Below are 22,313 nucleotides of genomic sequence, written 5' to 3' on the forward strand. Positions count from 1 at the left end.
TTTGTTGCTTAAGCCAAGTGGCTACATGTCAGCAGACCACCTATTACATCCATGGAGCGGAAGTATATGATGGAAAGCAAACATCATCTCGCAAATTAAATGTTCTTGTTTCAGGTGATCGTATCCTCAAGCTTGATACCTCACAGATTTCTCTAGAAGGGTATCATGATCTGGTAAAAATCAATGCAAAAGGCTTGGTCTTAGCTCCAGGCTTCATTGACCCCCATACACATTTGGAATCTGATCTCTCCCATGCTGAAAGGAAAAGTAACCTCTCAGCACTTTATCAAGGAGTGACTACAGTAATCGCTGGAAATGATGGTGGAAGTCCGTTTCCCATAGAGAGGAGTTTTCGTCAATGGTCCGAAAACGGTATAGGTACAAATGTAGCATTATTTGTCGGGCATGGAACTGTACGTAGGCTGGTATTGGGAGCAAAAGATGTACAGCCTACAGATGATGAATTGCAACGCATGAAGGACATGGTCTCTCAGGCGATGGAAGAAGGTGCTATTGGTTTGAGTACTGGACTTTTCTATGCACCAGGGAGTTATGCCGAGACAGATGAGGTCGTAGCACTTGCAACAGTAGCAGCCTCTTTTGGAGGAGTTTATGACACCCATATCAGGGATGAGAGTTCTTATTCTATAGGATTGATCGAATCCATAAAAGAAACCTTAGAAATTGGCAGAAGAACTGGTATTCCCCTTCATTTTTCTCATATCAAAGCCTTAGGTGCTGATGTGTGGGGACTGAGTGATGAAGTGATTCAAATGATAGAAAATGCAAAGGCTGACGGACTTGAAATTACAGCCAATCAATACCCTTATATAGCATCACGAACAAGCATGATAGCAGCATTGATACCAAGATGGGCAGAGGATGGTGGGTATGACGCATTAGTAGATAGGCTTAAGGATGAGGAGCTACATCAACGGATACTGGTGGAAGTGAAAGAAAATATCCGAAGACGTGGTGGCGCTTCATCTCTCATTGTGAGTGCAGAAGATTTGACGGATTACCATGATCTATCACTAGAGGCACTCAGCGAGAAGCTCAGTCTTCCAGCAGAGGGGATTGTAGTGAAAATTTTGAAAGAAGCTGGAGGTGTTCGGGTCGTTTCATTCAATATGAAAGAGGAAGATTTGATACATTTTATGAAGCAAGACTGGGTTTTCACAGGTTCAGATGGTGTCGTAGGGCATCCCAGGAAATTCGGTTCATACGCAAGGAAGATCCAAAAGTATGTATTTGAAGATCAAGTATTATCATTAGGAGAAATGATAAAGAAAAGTTCTTTTGATATTGCATATCATCTTGGAATACCTGAAAGAGGAGAGATCAAAGAAGGTTATTATGCTGACTTAATCCTTTTTGATCCTATTAAAGTCAAAGAAAATGCGACTTTCCAGAATCCAACAGCTTTCAGCGAAGGGATGACGTTCGTTTTTGTAAATGGACAAGTTGCGATAGAAAATGGAGCATATACTGGAGCGCTTGCGGGTACACCTATTAGGAAATAGTATGTTAAATACCTGCTTATTGGTTGTTTTATCTAAATTATAGGGGATACATGGACCTCATTTTAACAAATTATAGGACACAATTTTAATTGAAATTTTATGCAAAAATCTAAAAAAACCTACTTCATGTTTTTGTGGTCGTTTTTACTTTTATTGACACTTTCATGTGACAACGAGGAGAAAATCAGCCTAATCGAAGGCAAAACAGCAATTGCTGAAAAGGCAATGGTTGTAACAGCTCACCCAGAAGCATCCAAAGTGGGCGCGAAGGTTTTGGCTGATGGCGGCAATGCCATAGATGCTATGGTTGCGACTCATTTTGCATTGGCTGTAGTATATCCTTCAGCTGGAAATATTGGTGGAGGTGGTTTTATGGTCTATAGGGATAAGGATGGGAACGTCAGTACCTTAGATTTCAGAGAAAAAGCATCTTTCGCTGCTTCAGAGACTATGTATCAAGATGATCAGGGGAATGTAGATGTCAACGCAAGTCTATATGGGGTGACTTCAGCCGGAGTGCCAGGCTCAGTTGCAGGGATGTTTGAAGCCCATAAGAAATTTGGGACCATAGACATGTCACTTCTCATACAACCAGCCATAGACCTGGCCAAAGATGGCTTTAAAATCACCGCTCAGCAGGCAAGAAACTACAATAGCCTAAGAAAGGAGTTTGTGGAGAATAACAGATTTCCAGAAAAGGTAGCTTTGATCAAAGAAGGGGAATGGAAGGAAGGAGATCTCTTGGTTCAAGCTGAGCTTGCAAAGACCTTATCAAGGATACAAAATGATGGCGTTAAAGGATTTTATGAAGGAGTCACCGCTGACTTGATCGTTGAAGAGATGGATGCTGGGGCTGGGATCATGACGCATGAAGATCTCAAAAGTTATAAGGCTCAATGGAGAGAGCCAATTGTTGGGGAATACAAGGGGTACAAAGTTATTGGAATGGGACCTCCAAGCAGTGGAGGTGTAGCACTGATGCAGTTGCTAGGTATAGCTTCCCATTTTGATCTCAAGAACTCTGGACATCAAACGGCAGAGACGATACACTTGATGACTGAAATGGAAAGAAGGGTATATGCGGATAGGGCAGCACATTTGGGAGACCCTGATTTTTGGGATGTTCCAGTAGCGGAACTTTTGAATGGTTCATATTTATCTGCAAGGGCAGATCAAATTGATCCTTCTATTGCGAGCAAAAGTGAAGAGGTGAAAGCTCTTGAAATCAATGTTGTAGAAAGTGAGGAGACAACACATTATAGCATAATTGACCAGTTCGGAAATGCTGTATCACTCACCACAACAATCAATTCTGCTTATGGATCGAAGACCTTTGTAAGCGGAGCTGGTTTTCTTTTGAATAATGAAATGGATGATTTCAGTGTGAAACCAGGCCATCCAAATAAATACGGGCTTCTTGGTGGAGCCGCCAATGCAATAGCACCAAATAAGAGAATGCTTAGTGCCATGACACCTACAATCATAGAAAAGGACGGCATGCTAAAGATGGTTGTCGGAACCCCAGGTGGTTCAACAATCATCACAAGTGTGTTTCAAGTAATTCTAAATGTGCTTGAGCATGATATGTCCATGACTGATGCTGTAGCAAAAAGGAGATTTCATCATCAGTGGTATCCTGAGGATATTCAGCTTGAGAAAGATGCTATCACTGAAGACGTCAGGAATCAATTGGCTAAAATGGGGCATAGGTTTATTGACAGGGGGAACATTGGTAGAGTAGATGCCATCTTGATTCAAAAGGATGGGAAGCTGGAAGGTGCTGGAGATCCTCGTGGAGATGATTATGCTGTAGGCTATTAATGTAGATTGATATATACTTATAGTATTTATCATAAAAAAAGTACTCTTTAACCCTCAAGGCTATTTAAGTCTTGAGGGTTTTACTTTTTTATGGAGATTTTTTTGCACTATCTGGTTTAGCTTTACGCCTATTTTCAAGCATACAATTCCGCCTTTATCTTATAGAATTGAGAATATAATGTTACTTTTGGTCAATAAGATTTAGATGATTTCGATCAAAAGTTTAACTCCAAAAGAAAATTGTAATGAAAAAGGGATTATTTATCATTGTGTTTTTCATGATGTTCGGAAATTTGTTTGCACAGGAGCAAGGAGAAGTAAGGTTGATGGCAGGAGGGGATTACAGGCTGACAATCAAAGAGGTAGGGACCTTTGTCGGAGGAGAGTATTTTTTTGCAGACAAATTTTCCGTAGCGCCTACATTTACAGTATGGTTTCCTGAAGTAGGCAATTCTCTAAATCTCAACATGGACTTGAAATATTACCTCACAGAAGGAGTCTCTCAAGTCTATCTTTTGGCAGGTTATAGCAATTATTGGATCAATCTTCAACCAGGTAATCCAGGAGTAAATCAACAAAGATCTGGAGCTAACTTTGGAGCAGGTGCATTTATCAAGGCAACGGAGCAGTTTGGATTTATTACTGAGTTTAAAATGCAAAGTCAGAACTCACGGTGGCCAGTCCTCAGAGTGGGAGCTGTATACAGACTGCCCTAAAATCTTGTATAATAGGATATAAATCGGATCAAACTTAATCAATCTCTTGATGGAGTTTTGATCCTATAAAGGGAAAATCGTGAGGCTGTTTTGATAAAAGGATGCTGAAATCAGATTAAAGTATAATTTCACCTTACTTTTTACTGAATTCAAAAAGTTTTCTTTTTTCTTCTTTGCTCAAAGCCTCATAGCCTCTTTCTGCGATTTTGTCAAGGATATCATCTATTTCTTCCTGTGTGGCATCTGTGGTTGATGAATATGAAGAGGTAGCGCTACTTTTAGAACTTGTGGAGTAGTTACTGTTTTGAGTTTCTTTGGTGTACTTCTTTTTATAAGTCACTTTGATTTTTCTTTTTGGAGAAAGTAGCGATTCAAAAAACTGCCCAATCGCTTGTATTGGTTTTCCCCAATCGTTTCCTTTTCTTAGTTGATACACATACCAAAATCCCATAGCTGCACCACCAAGGTGGGCCAATTCTCCACCTGCATTGTTTCCCGCTGAGTTGGCAAATGCTATGAACACATAGAAGATAGCAATATATTTGATTTTTACAGGGCCAAGTAGTAACAAATGAAATGTAGTGTTAGGTGATAATGTAGCTGCTGCTACCACAATGGCATACACCCCAGCACTAGCTCCAAGCATCTTTGCTGCAGGCAAAACTTCTGCAAACATTGGAGATACATTATACATCAAGACATAGAGTAGTGCACCAGATATACCGCCCAAAATATAGATATTTGCCAGTTTTCTGCTTCCTAAATATTCCATCAATAACAATCCAAACCAATACAGAAAAAGCATATTGAAGAGAATATGAAAGATGCCTTCATGCAAGAACATGTAGGTCAAAATAGTCCATGGCTGCTGTATAAACTGCCCAAGGTCGGCAGGCATCATCAGGTAGGAGAGCAGTGTCCTGTAAACATTCTCTGCGCCTGAAAAGCTAAGAACAATCCTAAAGACCAAAACAGCAAAAAATACAAGCAAGTTGATAGCAATCAGCTTGTATAGGCTATTGTTATTATAGCGAAATGCATTTTTTAAATTGTCCCAAAATCCTCCGTACATACCTAGGCTCTTTTAATAAAAGTTCTTCCGATTTCTTTTCCAATAATATACTAAAATACCACCAACAATCAATCCGCTCAAATGTGCAAAATGGGCTACATTGTCTGAAGGATTGTTGTTAAATATATTATAAACTGTATATAGTCCATAGAAAAGGACTAAGTATTTCGCCTTCACTGGCATTGGGGGGAATAGCAAGAGCAGTTCGGTGTTGGGGAAAAACATTGCAAATGCAATCAAAATCCCAAACAAGGCTCCTGAAGCTCCCACCATTGGAATATTGATTTGAATATCCCTGATTCCATTATAGTTTTCTTTTGCCCTTTGAATGAGACTTTTGCTCTCTGGGTTTTTGCTATATTCATCAATGAAATCATACACACCAGATTTGAAAAGGTGTCTATTGTCTTTGACGAAGTCGTTGAAAGTGTCAGGGCTAGGATTAGCATAGAAGGCCTCGATTTCTTGGTCAAGCTGATGAATCTTGTAAGCATTATAGCCAGAGTATAATAGTCCACTTCCTACACCACATACCATCCAGAGTATAAGTAGCTTCTTTGGCCCCAAAAACTGCTCAAGCAGTGGCCCGAATATAAACAGACCAAACATGTTGCTAAAGAGATGCCAAAAGTTGGCATGCATAAACATGTAAGTGACAAACTGAGTAGGTAGAAATGATGCACTTTCTACATAGTATAGCGCAAAAATTTTCTCCAAACCAGGCATGAAATAACTGGCAATGACAAATACGCCAATGTTTATCAGCAAAAGGTTTTTGACTACTGGTGTAAGATTTCTGAACATTTTATCTTGCGAAAAAAGCGTGTATTTTATTTAAATCAAGTTTTACGAAGGTTTTGTTCCCCGAAAGCCCATAATTTGGATTTTGGCATGCAAATAATTGACCCACCAAAGTCTCCATTTCTGAAGGATCTAGCTTAGAGCCTTTTTTCAAGGATGATTTTTTAGCCAATGACCTGGCCAGGTTCTCTCGCTTGTCTAAGGATAGTTCTGATTTGAAATGCTTAAACTGCTCAAGCAATCCCTCAAACAAGGCCTTTTCATTTTGAGCTTGTACATTTGCTGGTACTCCTTGGATGAGAATGGTTTCTTTTCCGAATACTTCTATTACGAATCCCAGACTGAGGAGTTCTTCTTTGATGTCCATGACTAGCACAAAATCAGCGGGACTTAATTGTATATGTTGTGGAAACAGACATTGCTGAGAGGCTCCCGCTGAATTGTTCAGCTGCTTGATGTAGCGCTCATATAGAATTCTTTCGTGTGTCGCTTGTTGATCTAAGATCAAAACCCCAGATGACATTTGAGCAACTATGTAACTTTGTTCTACTTGAAATGTTGCTCCGGTGTTTTCTTGTTGCTCATGAAATACATTTGCTCCAGCTGATTGATCATTTGCTTTTGAGGAGAAAGTCAAGATATCAGTATCTTCCTCTTTCTTATTATCATTTCTATACTGATCTACAGATGACCCTGAAGGTTTTTCGTGTCCTTCAAAAAGTCTTTCCCACCCTGAAGTGGATTGCTTTTTGAAAGTAGAACTTTGAAATGACTTATAGGCATTTTCTTTGGAAAGATCATCTGGCTTGTAGCTGTTTTCTCGATCAACATCATCTTTGCGAGTTTGATCATTTTTCCAATTCTCATTGAAATTGACATCCATGCTGAAGTCTATGGTAGGGACCACCAGATGTGCACCCAAGGCTTGCTTTACTGCAGCCCTGATGACAGCATAGACAGTCCTTTCATCGTCGAATTTGATCTCGGTTTTTGTAGGATGTACATTGATGTCAATGTGAGTGGGGTCGATTTCTAAGAATAACACATAAAAAGGGTGCATGTCAGAAGGCATAAGCCCCTCATATGCATTCGCAACAGCATGATGCAAATAATTGCTTCTTATGTATCTATTGTTTACGAAAAAATATTGCTCACCCCTGGTTTTTCTAGCGGTATCTGGCTTACCGATGTAGCCTTGGATATTGAGATGTGGGGTGTTCTCTTGGCAGCTTACTAGATTGCTTTGATAGCTTTTGCCAAATACCCCAACGATTCTTTGACTTAGTTTGCCAGAAGTCAAACTGAAAAGCTCCATATCATTTTGATAAAATGAAAAAGCTATCCCTGGATAGGCAAGTGCTACCCTTTGGAATTCTTCCACCAAATGCTTCATTTCTACTGCATTGGATTTTAGGAAATTCCTTCGTGCTGGGACATTGAAAAACAAGTTCTTCACTGCAATTGAAGTACCTTCTGGGCAGGAGGTAGGTTCTTGTTTTTTGAACTCTGAGCCTTCTATTTGGATGAGGGTACCGAGCTCTTCACCTTGTTGTCTGGTTTTCATTTCAACCTGAGCCACAGCAGCGATGGAAGCCATGGCTTCTCCTCGGAAGCCGAAGGTTCTGATAGAAAACAAGTCCTCAGAAGTCCTGATTTTTGAAGTTGCATGACGTTCGAAACACATCCGCGCATCAGTCAATGACATGCCCTTTCCATTGTCAATGACTTGCATGAGTGCTTTCCCTGCGTCTTTGACGATTACTTGGATTTGAGTAGCCCCTGCATCTACAGCGTTTTCTAGCATTTCCTTCAGGGCTGAGGCAGGTCTTTGAACTACTTCTCCAGCGGCGATTTGATTGGCTATAGCGTCAGGTAGAAGCTGTATGATATCATTCATCTCCTGCTTCGCCCTTTCAATTTTAAGAATAAAGCCAACAAAACACCACCGCCTGCGACATAAAGAATCCCATATAGGACCAATGCGCCATAGTAGATATAGCCTATCATACTACCGATGAGTAAAATCAAGATAATCATTCGGAGCATTCCAGCTGAGGTCAGTACCGAGGAAGTTCGTCCTTTGATCGCTCCGCCTTGAGCAAAAGCTCCTCGGATAGATGATCCATAGTTTTGTCTGAAAGAATCAGTGACTTCTTCTTCAGATTGTATTTTGCCTTCGGCTTGTAGCTCCCTTTTGATGCGTTCAGTTCTTTGCTCTATTTCTTCTCGAATAGGGTCGTAATACCTTGGCTTGATGTCAAAGCTCATAGGTTTTGCTGTCTTAAAGATCGAAGGGAATTTCATACGCTGTTTGTAATCTTTTCGTTAATTTACGTTGGAAACTTAGGTTGAAAGCTTTTCTGATAAAAGAATTCTTCCAAAGTTTGCAATTGAGTTATACCTCGTATATTCTTACAAAGTTATTTTAAATATTAAGCAATAAAAATTAAACACTGGCATGCGGGTAAAAGTTTGGAGCGTATTTTTGGGATTATTGTTAATCTTCACTACTGACAGTGCGGTCAGCTGGGATTTGTCTGTACAAGATAGTCCAGAGTTAGAAATGAAGGCTATAGAAGAAGTATCTGAGCAGCCAAAAGCCGAGAAAAAAAGGTTAAAAAAAGACCCTTTGATCGCTAAAGATGCCAGAAAGCAAAGAATTTGGGTAGATTCTGTTTTCAATTCCATGAGCTTTGAGCAGCGGCTTGGGCAGCTGTTCATGGTGGCAGCTTATTCCAACAAAGGAGAACAACACAAACAAGAAATCTCCAAACTGATCAACGAGCAACAACTTGGAGGCGTGATTTTTTTCCAAGGAGGACCTGTAAGGCAAGCTCACCTCACCAATTATTACCAGCAAATTTCTAAAGTGCCCTTGTTTGTCGCCATGGATGCAGAGTGGGGGGTGAGCATGAGGCTAGACTCTGTTATCAATTTCCCTAAAGCCATGACCCTAGGAGCACTACCAGACGAGCAGCTTGTATATGATATGGGCCGAGAAATTGCCCAACAATTCAAAGAGCTTGGTATGCATATCAATTTTGCACCTGTGGTAGATGTTAATTCAAATCCAAACAATCCTGTTATTGGCTATAGGGCGTTTGGAGAAGAAAAAAAGCTGGTGACAGCTAAATCTAAAGCATACATGAAAGGGCTTCAAGATCATGGTGTGTTAGCCAATGCCAAGCATTTTCCTGGACATGGAGATACTGAGTCTGATTCGCATTATACCTTACCTGTGATCAAGCACACCACCAAAAGAATTGAGGAGATTGATCTATTTCCCTATCGTGAACTGATAGATGATGATCTCATGTCAGTGATGGTGGCTCACCTTCACGTACCGAGCTTAGATGCTGAAAAAAACAAAGCCACCACATTGTCAAAGTATGTAGTGACTGATTTGCTTCAAGACCAGATGAATTTCAGTGGATTGATCTTTACAGATGCTTTGAATATGAACGGAGTGTCTAAGTTTTATAAACCAGGTGAAGTTGATCTTTTGGCCTTGTTGGCAGGAAATGACATCCTACTTTATTCTCAAGATGTACCCAAAGCGAAGCAAATGATCATGCAGGCTGTGGCTGATGGTAAAATCACGCAAGAGGAGATCGATCAGCGTGTGATGAAGGTACTGAAAGCCAAGTATTGGGCAGGACTGAATGAGATCAAACCCATAGAGACGAGAGGTCTCGTGGAAAGACTGAATACAAAGACATCCTCTCAATTGGTTGAGAGACTTTATGCTGATGCTATCAGTGTGGTGTCAAATAAAAACGATTTCTTGCCTCTGCGACACTTAAATATGCTCAGTATCGCTTCCTTGACTATTGGCGATAAAGGTGCTACTTTCAAAAAAAGGCTTGACAAATACGGTAAAGTGGCACATTTTGAAATGGATAAAGGTGCCAATGCTAGTCAGCAATCACAACTAAGCGAAAAGCTTAAAGATTACAATACAGTTGTGGTCGGCTTCATGGGTATTACCAATAGTCCTTCAAGAAATTTTGGAATTGTTCAGTCTGATATTGATTTTATCAAATCACTGAGTAAAGAAAAATCAGTGATTGTGGTACTTTTTGGGAATGCTTATGCAGCAAAATTCCTGCAAGGACTGCCTCATAATGTATTGGTATTTGAAAACAACGATTTCACGCAAGGCCTAGCGGCTGAAGTGATCTTTGGAGGAAGGGATGCAAAAGGAATATTGCCTGTGACTGTAGCCGAAAGTATAGCCATGGGCAGTGGTGGACTATTGCCAGGACTAGGAAGATTTTCTTATACCTATCCGGAAAGTCAAGGACTTGACAGCGAGACTTTGTCTGAAATAGATAAAGTGATGGAAGCTGGTATCAGGAAGAAGGCTATGCCTGGTGGAGTGGTGTTGGTAGCAAAAAATGGTGAAGTGGTATTCGAAAAGGCCTATGGCTATCTCGACCACCAAAAGAGTCAACCTACATCTACTTCGACGGTCTATGATCTAGCATCAATTACCAAAGTCTTGGCGACTACACAGGCGGTAATGTTCTTGGCAGATAGAAATATCATAGATATGGATGAGTCCTTAGCGCATTATCTACCTGAGCTAAAGACAACAAACAAAGGGGATTTAAAGCTCAAAGATATCATGGCTCACGAGGCTGGCTTACCAGCATTTATTCCCTACTATGCCAAAACAGTCGAGGCAGGAAGTTGGAAGAGTTCTTTTTACAACCAATTGCCTTCAGAGACTTTTTCTATACCAATCGCAGAGGCTATGTATGCCTCACCAAGCTTGAGAGATAGTATTTGGAATTGGACGATCAAATCTGAGTTGAGAAAACCAACACCAAATTCTCGCAGGTATAGCTATGTGTATTCTGACCTTACGATGTATTTGATGCAGGCAGTTGTAGAACGAGTTGTCAATCAGCCTTTGGATCAATTTGTCGAGCAAATATTTTATGAACCACTTGGTTTGCATACTTTGACTTTCAACCCAGCAAGGAAAATGCCTATTGAATTCATTGCGCCTACCGAAGATGATATCACTTTTCGAAAGCGTCTGATTAGAGGGTATGTGCATGATCCTGGGGCAGCAATGTATGGAGGAGTTGCTGGGCATGCAGGGCTTTTTGGTACTGCAAATGATATCGCCGTGATGATGCAGCTGATGTTGAATGGAGGTAGGTATGGAGATGCCATTTTGCTTGATGAGAAGACGATCAAGGAGTTTACCAAAAGACAATCTACCCAAAGTCGAAGAGGATGGGGATGGGACAAACCTGAGCCTGAGAAAGGTAAAGGAGGAAGTGCTGGTGTATTGGCTCCAAAAAGTACCTTCGGTCACACAGGTTTTACAGGTACTTGCGTATGGGCTGATCCTGAAAATGACCTCATATATGTATTCCTGTCCAACAGGGTGAATCCTGATGCTGGAAATAATATTTTACTTAAAGAAGGTATAAGGACTGAAATTCATGATATTATCTATAAGTCTATGGATAGGCGTCTGACCTCGGTTTTACATAAATCAGAATAATTATCTATAAAATGAACAAATAGCATATGTGACGATGTTACAATGCTATCGATTTCAGTTTGAACCAAAGATATGAAAATAGGTATAGTCTGTTACCCAACATTTGGAGGGAGCGGTGTAGTAGCCACAGAGCTTGGGAAAGCATTAGCAAAGGAAGGGCATCAAGTCCATTTCATTACTTACAGGCAACCTACTCGCTTGGATTTTTTTAGTGCAAACCTGTTTTACCATGAAGTGGATATCAAGAGCTATCCATTGTTTGAACACGCACCCTATGAACTCGCTCTTGCTAGCAAGATGGTGAATGTGGTAAAGTATGAACAGCTTGACTTACTCCATGTACACTACGCCATTCCTCATGCCTCAGCGGCATATATGGCTAAGCAAATACTCAAAACCCAACAAATTCATATTCCTGTAGTTACTACTTTGCATGGTACCGACATTACTTTAGTGGGAAAGGACCCTAGCTATGAACCTGTGGTTACCTTTAGTATCAATCAGTCAGATGGTGTGACTGCAGTTTCGGAGGATTTGAGGAAAGCAACTTTTGAACATTTTGATATAAAGAGGGAAATTAAAGTTATTCCAAACTTTATTGATTTGGAAAGGTTTAAAAAGCAGAAGAAAGAGCATTTCAAATTGGCGATTTGTCCCAATGGCGAGAAGCTTATTGTACATACCTCAAATTTCCGAAAGGTAAAACGAGTTGAGGATGTGATTAGGGTATTTGACGCAATAAGAAAACAAATCCCTGCAAAGTTACTTTTGGTAGGGGATGGTCCAGAGAGAGACAAGATGGAAAGACTTTGTAGAGAGCTGGGTACTTGTGATCATATCAGGTTTTTGGGCAAGCTGGAGGCAGTGGAAGAAGTACTTTCCGTAGCAGATCTGTTTATGATGCCTTCAGAAAAAGAAAGTTTCGGCCTGGCTGCTCTTGAAGCAATGGCTTGTGAGGTTCCTATCCTAACTTCAGATGCAGGTGGGATTCCTGAACTAAACATAGACGGTGAGACTGGCTATGTATGTAAAGTAGGGGATGTTGCAGACATGACGATAAAAGCGCTAGAGATCTTGAAAGATGAAAATTTGGCTGGTTTCAAAGATAGGGCATTGAGAAGAGCCAAGGAGTTTGATGTAGAGAATATCCTACCGATGTACGTGGAATTTTATCAAGAAACTATCGAGGAAGCTAAAATTTCATTGAGTAATATTTGATCAGTAATTTCTCAACTATTTGAAGATTTGCTCGTAATATTAACCATTCAGGTTACTTTTGCACCGAATTTGTAAATAAAATATACACCTACAGTTCTGTACCTTGAAATATAAGAACAAAACAAAAAAGAGATGAGCGCCACATTGAAAAAAATCGGAAGATTGGATAGGCCTGATAATAATGGGACTGCCACGATGTTTAAGAATCCTATTTTGGAAAAAATATCAAGGACTCACATCAGTATTCCAATCATGATGTTTCTAGTGATCAGTATAGTTTCGTTTTACTATGCTGTGACAGCTACCAGTATCAGCCTAGCGGTAGGTATTCCAATAATGTTGATCGGTTTATTAGCATTCACACTTGTGGAGTATTTAATGCACAAGTACTTTTTTCACATGGAGCCTGATACACCTGCCAAAGACAAGCTTCAATACACTGTCCATGGGGTGCATCATGACTATCCAAAGGACAAGGACAGACTTGCGATGCCTCCTTTTGTGAGTGCATTTTATGCACTTGTATTCTACATCGTATTCAGCTTTATCATGGGGAGTTATGCATTGTATTTCTTGCCAGGATTCTTATTTGGGTATGCGAGCTATTTGGGAGTCCATTACATTGTACATGCATATCAGCCTCCAAAGAATTTTCTGAAAGTTCTATGGGTGAATCATGCAGTGCATCACTATAAGGATCCAGACGCTGCTTTTGGTGTAAGTTCACCTTTATGGGATTACATTTTTGGCACAATGCCAAAAAAGGAAAAATAAAATAAAGCCCTCGAAAGAGGGTTTTTTCATTACAAATAATAGCTATGAAAATTTCAGTCATTGGATTTGGTTGGTTAGGAAAACCACTTGCATATCATTTGATCTCTAAAGGACACCAAGTGATAGGAAGTGCTACTTCCGAAGAAAAGGTGAAGTTGCTTCAGCAAGAGGGATTAGATACGACACTTTTGAAACTGTGTCCGCATCCAGAAGGTGTTGGTTTTCAAAAGCTATTTGATGCGGACGTATTGCTCATCAATGTGCCTCCCAGAACAAGATCTGCCGCACCGACTTTTCATCCCGAGCAAATGAAGTTTCTCAAAGCCATGATAGAACGAGGAACTGTCAGAAAGGTAATCTACGTATCAGCCACCTCTGTATATCCTGATCTCAACCAAGTAGCCCGTGAGGAAGATCCATTGACCAGGTCAAGCACTGGAAATCTAGCTTTGTTCGATGCGGAGACTTTACTTCAAATGGATGCACCTTATGCACTTACTATTGTAAGATTTGGTGGATTGCTTGGTGTAGATCGAATTCCAGGAAAGTATTTTTCAGGAAAGGACAATGTAGTAGGTGATACTCCTGTGAATTACATCCATAGGGATGATGCAGTGAGCATGCTGACATGGATCATCACCAAAGAACTTTGGGTCGAGGTTTTCAATGGTGTCGCTCCTTTACATCCCAGACGAAGTCAAGTTTATGAGAGAAATGCCAAAGACCTGGGATTTGCACCTCCTCAATCCTATGCAGAACTAGGTCAAAATGCGTGGAAGGAAATTTCAGCTGATAAAATTTTAAAGACAGGCTTTGAGTTTTCGATTCCAGATCCACTGGATTTTTGGTATGAAGGGTAAAGGTTGAATTGAGTGGCTGTTAAAAAATTTAGGTCGAATCCATATACCAACTTAGTATATGGATTCGACCTATTGAATTGTGGGTGATGGAAATTTAATCCTGTGGAATGATCTTCACCATCAGGCCAGTAGCCTCAGTGATGGCATAGATATAACCGTCTGGGCTTTGAGAAACTTGTCTCACCCTTCCGATCTCATTCAATAACTTCTCTTCTCCTACGTAGGTAGTTCCATCTAACTCTACTCTAGAAATGTGTTGTCCTGCAAGCGCTGCCACAAGTAGATTGCCTTTCCAAGTTGGATATTTGTCAGAAGTGACCAAGGCCATACCGCATGTTGCAATGGATGGAACCCAGTATGAAACAGGAGATTCCATTCCTTCTTTTTCAGTTTCTTCGGTTATAATAGATCCGTCATAGTCAATACCGTAAGTAACTTCTGGCCATCCGTAGTTTTTGCCTTTCTCGATCAAATTTAACTCGTCACCACCTTTTGGACCATGCTCTACAGACCAAAGCCTGTTATTGTCAGCATCATAAATCATGCCTTGTGGGTTTCTATTACCATAAGTCCAGATAGAGGCTACTGCACCATCTACATCTACAAAAGGGTTGTCAGATGGGATACGGCCATCATCATGGATTCTGTGAATCTTACCATGAGAGTTGTTTAGCTCTTGTGCATTTTCGGGACGGCTTCCTTTATCACCATTAGCATAGTACAAGTAGTTATCTTTGTCAAAAACTATTCTAGTACCAAAGTGTCTTCCACCTTGCCATTCCGGCATATTTACAATCAATTCTTCAAGGTCAACTAGTGCGTTGCCATCAAGTTTAGCACGTGATATGGTCAAAACACCACCATTGTTCAAGTCCTTGGCATAAGCAAGGTAGATCCAACCATTGCTTTCATAGTCTGGATGGATAGCGATATCCAATAGGCCTGCTTGATTTACGGCATGAACTTCGGGCACTCCTGTCAGTTTCTCTCCTGTAAAAGCATCATCCTTGAATATCAAAATTTCTCCCTTTCTTTCGGTTACAAGCATTCTTCCATCAGGAAGCCATGTCATTCCCCAAGGGTTCTCGAAATCTGTATGAAGGGTATCAAGCGTAAAAGTAAGCTTTTCCGATTCTATAGCTCCCGCTGTATTCTCCTGAGTATTATCATTTGCTTGGGGTTCTGAGCAAGATGCTAGTCCAGCAGCTAAGAACATACCCAAAACAAAAGACAGATTTTTGTGTGATCTTATCATGTTTCAGTTGGTTTTTGTACAAGTTTAATCATTTTTCAAATGATTTGTTTTGTCTTTTCCACAAAAGGTATTCCAGTGATGTGTTTTTTGTGATAAAAGTAATGATGAAAGGGAATAATTATATTTCTGTAAATAAGAATTTCTAAACATTCAACTAATGGTGTTAATGAATTGATATAGGTGTTTTAAGTTATATTTAATCCAGTTGAAAATTTTTAGCAGAGTTTTTCCTGAAGAAAATGACAAAATGATAGCATTTGAAATGAATTATTGAAGAAGGCTCACTAGTTTTAACGAACCTTAAGGAATTGCCAATACATAACTGTGAACAGATAGAGAATATGAATAATCAAATTTGGATTATGACTTCAGCATTCGATCAGCTGAGTTTAGAAGAAGTAATTTCCAAAGCTCATTTAGTGGGAGTTCAGGGACTAGACCTATGTGTATTCAGGAAAGATGGCACAAGAGATGATTTTGTGGCCACACACCTTGATTATGATAACTTCAGCCAAGAGACAGCTTCAAGATTGATAGACCAATTCAATACTGCTCAACTCAGATTGTCTTTAGGCGCATTTGATAACCTCATTGGAGGAAATGAAAGTCAGAGGGTGCACAACCAAAATCATTTGCTCAAATTGATCAGAATGGCACATTTGCTTGGAGGGGATGAAAATGATGTAACCGTGGGGACATTTGTAGGATATAACCATGAGCTTGGAATTCAAGAGCATGGTTTTGAAAAGAATTTGGAAGAGTATCAGAGGATATTTACACCGATCATCAAGTATGCCGAGGATCTGGGAGTTACTGTGCTGTATGAAAATTGCCCCATGGAAGGATGGAGATCATCAGGTTACAGTACCACTTTCAATAACCTGACAGGTGTATTGGCTGCAAGGAAAATCATGTACGAGCTTGTTCCTAGCAAAGCTCATGGTGAGATCTATGATCCGTCTCATGATATTTGGCAGCAAACTGATCCTATAGAGGTGATCCGTCACACTGATATGAATCGCTTGAAAAGAATTCATGTGAAGTCTACAAGGAATATCTCGGACCCATATTGGGGTAATATGTATCCCATGCAAAAAGTGAAAAAGGAATGGGCCGAAAGTGCAGGAATTCCATCCAGCACAAATGACTGGGACAGGCATCATTATGAGGCTACGCTGCCAGGGTTTGGGTTAGGTGATTCTATGGATTGGCGAAGTTTTGTAGATGTTTTGAAAAATAGAGGTTTCAAAGGGCCTTTTGAAATAGAAAATGAAGCCAAGCTTTCTAAGCAAACAGGAAATCTGGGAGCAATCATTCAAGGCTGTAAAGCAACTGTGCAAAATCTTGCCCCACTACTATGGGCCTTGGGAGATGATGGGTATCAATTTCCTGCATCGGCAATGACTCCATTAATCCAAACAAATAGAAAAGATATTTCTGTGGTTACCATGAAAGACTTATCCTGAAAATTTATTGCTTTCTACTGTAAGTAAAATATAGAAAAAATGCTTAATGCAGAAAGCAATTTTACTTTAGTGTTGACACTATATAAGCCAATAGTTTTCCTATACATTGAAACAACTGGCATTAGAGTAGTGATTTCAAAAAGGCCTAGAGTTAAATGAGACCTGTCAGGTTTTTGTCAGTTTGACGGCTAAATTTCTAGAGTTAGTTAATGTGCTGGTCAACTGAAACTTGACAGGTCTTCTCAAAAATGAGGTTGTTAGGAAATAGTGGGTCTTGAGGATGTTATTTGTCTGGGGAGTTTTTCTTTTCTTTGAACTCCTTCTGCAATTCTTTCATTTTGGTAGCATATTCTATTTGCCATTCTGCCATTTTCTTTTGGAACTCCTCCATTTTTGGCTGGTTCTCCTTTTGCCATTCTGCTATTTTACGCTGGTACTCTTCCAGTATGGGTCTTGATTCTTCATCGAATTTTTTGAAATTGGCTTGGAATTCATCATTTAGTGGCAGTAATTTTTCATTTAACCCTTCCATTTTTTCATTAAAGGATTTCATGAGAGGTTCTAGCTTTAGTTGCCATTCTTCCATTTGCTTGCTGTTTTCTTCCATCCACGGCCCAATGGCTTCAGCACTTCTTCTAGAGAATTCCGCTATCACTGAGTCGTTTTTCACCCATTGTTGACTTGCGGAAGAAGCAATTTTCTCGCTGATTTCAGTTATTCTCTGTATTGCTACGTTTCTCTCTTCTTCTGTTTTGGCATTTGAGAGCTTATTAGTAGCTTCTTTAAGTTCTTTATTATAGGACTTAGTCGTATCTATTTTATAATTACCGCGGGCAGTGGATACACCAGTAACCCTATCAAGTTCAGACCCCTTGGCGGCTTTGCTTGGTGATGTAGCTAGTGCTCTAGCATAGTTTTGCTCAAAGACTTCTTGCGTTAAAGTAGTGCCACGGACTGAAGTAGTAGGTGCTGTATTTGCTGATACATTCACACTTGGATTTCCAGCTACACTGCGTACACTTGGTTCGAATGTGTTTTTATTTAAGTTGACACTTATTCCTTGAACCCTCGAGGTACTTTTTGTTGTATCGATTTGAGCATCAAATTTAACGCCTGGTATAACCATGCTTTGATCAAGCTTTTTTATTGGCATCTTGCTGAAATCATGACCTAGGAACTCTAATGGAGCAATTTTTAAGTTAGGTGCTATTGCCTCATTATTTAAGAGATTCATTTTTATTTCTTCCTCCTTAGTATTAGACCATACATGTAAAGTGTCTCCTGAAATTTTATAATTTTCAAATTCTGCAAAAAGTTTAGATTTATTTGCTTCAGATAAGTCCTCAAAAGAAAATGCTTTTCCATCTTCAGAGAGGCTGATTTTTAAATCGTATGATTTGGTTCGGCTTGACTTTTCTGATAATTTTGGTAATACTTTTTCAAAATAAATCTTAGACTCATTTGATTCTTTTTGTAAATTTCCGAAGTCTTGTTTTAGTTTGTCGCTAATTTGATCCACTTTGGTAGTAGTTTCCAACTGAAGCCAATAATTATCGGCAAGAATGATTTCTGATTGTACATTGGTGAGGAATTGGTCAATATCATTGACAGAAGACTTGTATGCTTGTGCGCCAAGTATGATGCTTGTAGTAAGAATTAAAGATAGAGACATGGTTAAGCTAGTTAAAGTGGAGGTTGGTTTATGAGGGGAGCTGAATCCCATTATTCTTTTGATTCGGTCTAAAGTTGGTGTATTTCTTGAAGTGGCAGCCAGGGTTAGTTGGGGGCTAGCTTCTATGCTATAGTTTGTACAAGTGACAAGGGCTTCAGCTAATGCTCTTGGTGCTACACCTAACTGTACTGCAATATCATCACATACATTTTCTCTTTCAGTGCGGATGACTCCATTGATCCACCAAAACACAGGATGAAAGAAAAAAACCATTTCCATCATAGATTGAAGTATGTTGACCAAGAAATCATGGCGTTTGATATGGGCCAATTCATGTGCGATGATGGCTTCTACTTGCACAGAACTTAGTTGAAAAATCAAGCCCGTTGGGATCAAAATGATGGGTTTCAAAATCCCGAAAGTAAGTGGTGTACTGATGAATTTACTTTCAAATATTCTTATAGTTCTGTCAATTTTGAGTTTTTTCACATATTGGTCAAGCGTCTTTTCCCATTTTGGGGCAATAGCACTAGTAGGTCTGGATCGGAGCGTTTTTAAGTCAGCCATTGCACTAGCAAACTTTATCATGAACAAAGCGACTCCTATCATCCAAACATTAACTAAAACAGGGATATTTCTATCAATCAGCTCAAAAAGACTACCCAACCATTGACTTGAAGCTGAATCTTCATTTCTAATATCTACAAGCTCTCCTTTGAAATCTGAATTAACTGTAGTTATATATTGTGAGAATTCTTCAATAGAATGATCTGCCGACTGTGTATCGAGTTCAAAGTAATAGCCGAAAGTACAAATGCTCACAACGAGCATCAAAACCAAAGAAGAGATTCCGAGATTGTATTTGTAGGTGGATGTTCTTTGGGAACTATACCTTAGCAAGAACCATAATACAAGTCCAATGCCTGCAACTTGCCAAATAGCATGAATAAGCATCCAGCCAATCGCATACAAGTAGGCTTGAGGGAGAAGTTCATTGATCCAATCCATTATTTTTCATTTTCTAATTGATCTAAGAATGCGCGAATTTCTGTCAACTCCTCTTTGGATGGAGTACCTTGCCCTAAGGCTTGCATTACGAGATTTTTTGAAGAGCCACCGAAAGTAGTAGAAACAAAATTCCTCAATAAATGACGCTGCGTATCTTGCTCATCGATTCCTGCACTATATATGTGTGTTCTACTTTCTTCATTTCTAATAAGTAGACCTTTGGTGTGCATGATTTGCATTTGCTTGAGTGTAGTAGTGTAGCCTGTATCCTTACTTTCAGCTAATTGCTCGTGAACTTCCCTGACACTGGCCTCTCTTTTTTGCCAGATGATTTGAAGGATTTCTAATTCAGATTCTGTGGGTTTGACTTTCATAATTGTATATTACGATGAGTTTCGTACAAAGATATACGAAGGAGATCGTAATGCAAGATTTTTATACGATTTTTTTCGTACTATATATCAAATATGATAATTTCATTGAATAAAACAGCTTATTATGCGTTTGAAACATCTTTTTCTATAAGAAAATGACACGATGCCTTATGCATCTAAATCTGTCCTAATAGATACCACTCGATTGATTTAAATTTACTTTTAAAAAATACGGCTATGGAACAATACTTGATTGCTTATCGTTGTATATACATTGAATTTTTGACCAACTAAACGAAAAACTAATCACCATGAACAAGCAACCACTATTGCAGAAACTAAAAATTGGAGAAATAGAACTTAATAATAGGGTGGTAATGGCACCCATGACGAGAAGTAGAGCGACCAATCCCGAAAAGGCACCTTTTGATATACACGTAGCGTATTACAAACAAAGGGCTTCGGCGGGATTGATCATTGCCGAAGGATCTCAAATATCAACCAAAGCGGTAGGTTACATCAATACGCCAGGCATATATTCTAAAGCACAAGTGGAAGGTTGGAAAGCTGTCACCAAAGCAGTGCATGATGAAGGAGGGAAAATTTTTCTTCAGCTTTGGCATGTTGGAAGGATGTCACATCCTGATTTTCACAATGGAGAATTGCCTCATGCACCTTCAGCAATCAACCCACACTCAAAATCTTTTACACCAACCGGATTTAAAGAGACTGTGACTCCAAAGGAAATGAGTCTTGAGGAAATCAAGCAAACTATTCTTGATTATAAGAACGCTGCAAAAAATGCGATGGAGGCTGGTTTTGATGGCGTTGAAATCCATTCTTCCAATGGCTATTTGCTACATCAGTTTTTCAGTAGAACTTCTAACATCCGAGTGGATGAATATGGGGGAAGCAAGGAAAATAGAGCCAAAATCCTTTTTGAAGTAATAGATGCTATCAAAGAAGTGATGCCTGAAGAGAAAATTGGACTTAGACTGAACCCTTCACTTCACAACATATTCGGAATGACTTTAGATGAAGAGTCCATACCAACATTTGATTATATCATAGAGAAGTTGAATGAATATAACCTAGCATACCTTCACCTTTCAGAGCCTTTCAATGACGTCTCGGAAGTGCCACATGCCGTAGAAAAAATTGCCCACAGGTACAGGCCAATGTACAAAGGTGTGTTGATCATCAATGCTAATTTTGACCAAGAAAAAGGGAATCAGTACATACTCGAGGGATTGGCAGATGCAGTGGCTTATGGAAAGCCTTATATTTCCAACCCAGATTTGGTCGAGAGATTTGAACAAGATGCTCCGCTTGCAGAATGGGATGATGCTACTTTCTATACTGCTGGTGAGAAAGGTTATACTGACTATCCAAAACTCAAAAAAGCTAAGGCATAAAAGTTAAGTTAAACTTTTGTGCTACATTCGTCCTATGTGCTTAATTACCTTCAACTGGAAAAATCATCCTAAATATAAACTCATCCTTGTGGCAAACAGGGATGAGTTTTTTCAAAGACCTTCAGCGCCACTCCATAAGTGGGAAAGTGGCTTCTATGCAGGCAAAGACCTTAAAGCTGGCGGAACCTGGATGGGTGTTCACCCGAATGGAAGATTTGCGGCTTTGACAAATTACAGAGACCTAAAGAATTTGAAAAAGAACCCGAAAACTAGAGGCAACCTGGTAAAGGATTTTTTGGAAGGAGGTAGCTCACCTTTTGATTTTCTAAAGCGTGTAGCTTTAGAAAAAGATGATTATGAAGGTTTCAATCTTTTAGTCGGGGAAGGTGACTCGGTGTTTTATTTTTCAAATTATAAGGAAGGTATTGAAGAAATTGAACCAGGAACATATGGACTTAGCAATGCCCTTTTAGATACTCCTTGGACAAAGTTAACTCTTGCGAAGTCTAAATTACGACAATCCATAGCTAACGATATGTTGGATCCAGTGCAATTGATGCAAGTGGTGCATTCGAAGAAAATGGATCCAGAGGAGCTCCTTCCTGATACTGGAGCAACATTGTATCAAGAAAAGCACCTTTCAGCTCAATTTATTAAGATTGATGATTATTATGGAACAGTGAATACGACGGTTCTGTTATGGGGAAATGATGGTAAAATAGAAGTCTTTGAACGTACATTTGACCAGATAAATGATGTTACTTCGGATCAAAAGGTATCAATTCAAGTTTGTGAATGATCACTGAACAGATTTCTA

At 39.6% G+C, this 22,313-nt stretch carries 17 protein-coding genes; 10 read left to right on the forward strand and 7 right to left on the reverse strand.

Annotation, left to right across the window (positions count from 1 at the left end):
* Positions 1 to 17 precede the first annotated feature (17 nt).
* From MM239_RS04985 to MM239_RS04995, 3 genes are all read left to right on the forward strand, one after another.
* Positions 18 to 1,523 carry an N-acyl-D-amino-acid deacylase family protein gene (locus MM239_RS04985; protein WP_241347104.1) on the forward strand — a complete coding sequence of 502 codons (1,506 nt, stop codon included), beginning with the start codon at positions 18 to 20 and terminating at the stop codon, positions 1,521 to 1,523.
* 99 nt (positions 1,524 to 1,622) lie between these two features.
* Positions 1,623 to 3,344 (forward strand): gamma-glutamyltransferase, encoded by a 1,722-nt coding sequence (ggt, locus tag MM239_RS04990; RefSeq protein WP_241347105.1) that lies wholly within the window; start codon positions 1,623 to 1,625, stop codon positions 3,342 to 3,344.
* A gap of 245 nt (positions 3,345 to 3,589) precedes the next feature.
* Positions 3,590 to 4,060: a hypothetical protein gene (locus tag MM239_RS04995; protein WP_241347106.1), complete on the forward strand. Its 471-nt coding sequence runs from the start codon at positions 3,590 to 3,592 to the stop codon at positions 4,058 to 4,060.
* A 133-nt stretch (positions 4,061 to 4,193) separates the two neighbouring features.
* Here MM239_RS04995 and MM239_RS05000 read toward each other — a convergent pair whose 3' ends face one another.
* The 4 genes from MM239_RS05000 to MM239_RS05015 are packed head-to-tail and all read right to left on the reverse strand — an operon-like array spanning position 4,194 to position 8,237.
* Positions 4,194 to 5,132, reverse strand: a complete 939-nt coding sequence (locus tag MM239_RS05000; protein WP_241347107.1) for a rhomboid family protein — start codon at positions 5,130 to 5,132, stop codon at positions 4,194 to 4,196.
* 12 nt (positions 5,133 to 5,144) lie between these two features.
* Positions 5,145 to 5,936, reverse strand: a complete 792-nt coding sequence (locus tag MM239_RS05005; protein WP_241347108.1) for a rhomboid family intramembrane serine protease — start codon at positions 5,934 to 5,936, stop codon at positions 5,145 to 5,147.
* A 1-nt stretch (position 5,937) separates the two neighbouring features.
* The gene (mutL, locus tag MM239_RS05010; protein WP_241347109.1) at positions 5,938 to 7,830 is read right to left on the reverse strand and encodes a DNA mismatch repair endonuclease MutL; all 1,893 of its coding nucleotides are present in this window, start codon (positions 7,828 to 7,830) and stop codon (positions 5,938 to 5,940) included.
* Positions 7,827 to 8,237 (reverse strand): hypothetical protein, encoded by a 411-nt coding sequence (locus tag MM239_RS05015; RefSeq protein ID WP_241347110.1) that lies wholly within the window; start codon positions 8,235 to 8,237, stop codon positions 7,827 to 7,829. The genes mutL and MM239_RS05015 overlap by 4 nt, the downstream gene beginning before the upstream one ends.
* Positions 8,238 to 8,391: 154 nt before the next feature.
* On the opposite strand from MM239_RS05015, the gene MM239_RS05020 reads away from it, so the two are divergent.
* From MM239_RS05020 to MM239_RS05035, 4 genes are all read left to right on the forward strand, one after another.
* Positions 8,392 to 11,454 (forward strand): glycoside hydrolase family 3 N-terminal domain-containing protein, encoded by a 3,063-nt coding sequence (locus MM239_RS05020; RefSeq protein ID WP_241347111.1) that lies wholly within the window; start codon positions 8,392 to 8,394, stop codon positions 11,452 to 11,454.
* Between the two features lie 72 nt (positions 11,455 to 11,526).
* Positions 11,527 to 12,672 (forward strand): N-acetyl-alpha-D-glucosaminyl L-malate synthase BshA, encoded by a 1,146-nt coding sequence (bshA, locus tag MM239_RS05025; RefSeq protein WP_241347112.1) that lies wholly within the window; start codon positions 11,527 to 11,529, stop codon positions 12,670 to 12,672.
* Positions 12,673 to 12,804: 132 nt separating this feature from the next.
* The gene (locus MM239_RS05030; protein ID WP_241347113.1) at positions 12,805 to 13,446 is read left to right on the forward strand and encodes a sterol desaturase family protein; all 642 of its coding nucleotides are present in this window, start codon (positions 12,805 to 12,807) and stop codon (positions 13,444 to 13,446) included.
* A gap of 44 nt (positions 13,447 to 13,490) precedes the next feature.
* On the forward strand, positions 13,491 to 14,306 hold the full coding sequence (locus MM239_RS05035; protein WP_241347114.1) for an NAD(P)-binding domain-containing protein: 816 nt from the start codon (positions 13,491 to 13,493) through the stop codon (positions 14,304 to 14,306).
* 94 nt (positions 14,307 to 14,400) lie between these two features.
* On the opposite strand, the gene MM239_RS05040 is transcribed toward MM239_RS05035, so the two are convergent.
* Positions 14,401 to 15,558 (reverse strand): PQQ-dependent sugar dehydrogenase, encoded by a 1,158-nt coding sequence (locus MM239_RS05040; protein WP_241347183.1) that lies wholly within the window; start codon positions 15,556 to 15,558, stop codon positions 14,401 to 14,403.
* A gap of 344 nt (positions 15,559 to 15,902) precedes the next feature.
* Here MM239_RS05040 and MM239_RS05045 point away from each other — a divergent pair, with 344 nt between their 5' ends.
* Positions 15,903 to 17,027 carry a sugar phosphate isomerase/epimerase family protein gene (locus MM239_RS05045; protein ID WP_241347115.1) on the forward strand — a complete coding sequence of 375 codons (1,125 nt, stop codon included), beginning with the start codon at positions 15,903 to 15,905 and terminating at the stop codon, positions 17,025 to 17,027.
* A gap of 283 nt (positions 17,028 to 17,310) precedes the next feature.
* Here MM239_RS05045 and MM239_RS05050 read toward each other — a convergent pair whose 3' ends face one another.
* On the reverse strand, positions 17,311 to 19,707 hold the full coding sequence (locus tag MM239_RS05050; protein WP_241347116.1) for a M56 family metallopeptidase: 2,397 nt from the start codon (positions 19,705 to 19,707) through the stop codon (positions 17,311 to 17,313).
* Positions 19,707 to 20,081 carry a BlaI/MecI/CopY family transcriptional regulator gene (locus MM239_RS05055; protein ID WP_241347117.1) on the reverse strand — a complete coding sequence of 125 codons (375 nt, stop codon included), beginning with the start codon at positions 20,079 to 20,081 and terminating at the stop codon, positions 19,707 to 19,709. The genes MM239_RS05050 and MM239_RS05055 overlap by 1 nt, the downstream gene beginning before the upstream one ends.
* Before the next feature lie 311 nt (positions 20,082 to 20,392).
* On the opposite strand from MM239_RS05055, the gene MM239_RS05060 reads away from it, so the two are divergent.
* Positions 20,393 to 21,496 (forward strand): alkene reductase, encoded by a 1,104-nt coding sequence (locus MM239_RS05060; RefSeq protein ID WP_241347118.1) that lies wholly within the window; start codon positions 20,393 to 20,395, stop codon positions 21,494 to 21,496.
* Between the two features lie 34 nt (positions 21,497 to 21,530).
* The gene (locus MM239_RS05065; protein ID WP_241347119.1) at positions 21,531 to 22,295 is read left to right on the forward strand and encodes an NRDE family protein; all 765 of its coding nucleotides are present in this window, start codon (positions 21,531 to 21,533) and stop codon (positions 22,293 to 22,295) included.
* The last annotated feature ends 18 nt before the right edge of the window (positions 22,296 to 22,313 follow it).

The sequence above is a fragment of the Belliella filtrata genome (assembly GCF_022549775.1).
In the GTDB taxonomy this organism is placed as follows: domain Bacteria; phylum Bacteroidota; class Bacteroidia; order Cytophagales; family Cyclobacteriaceae; genus Belliella; species Belliella filtrata.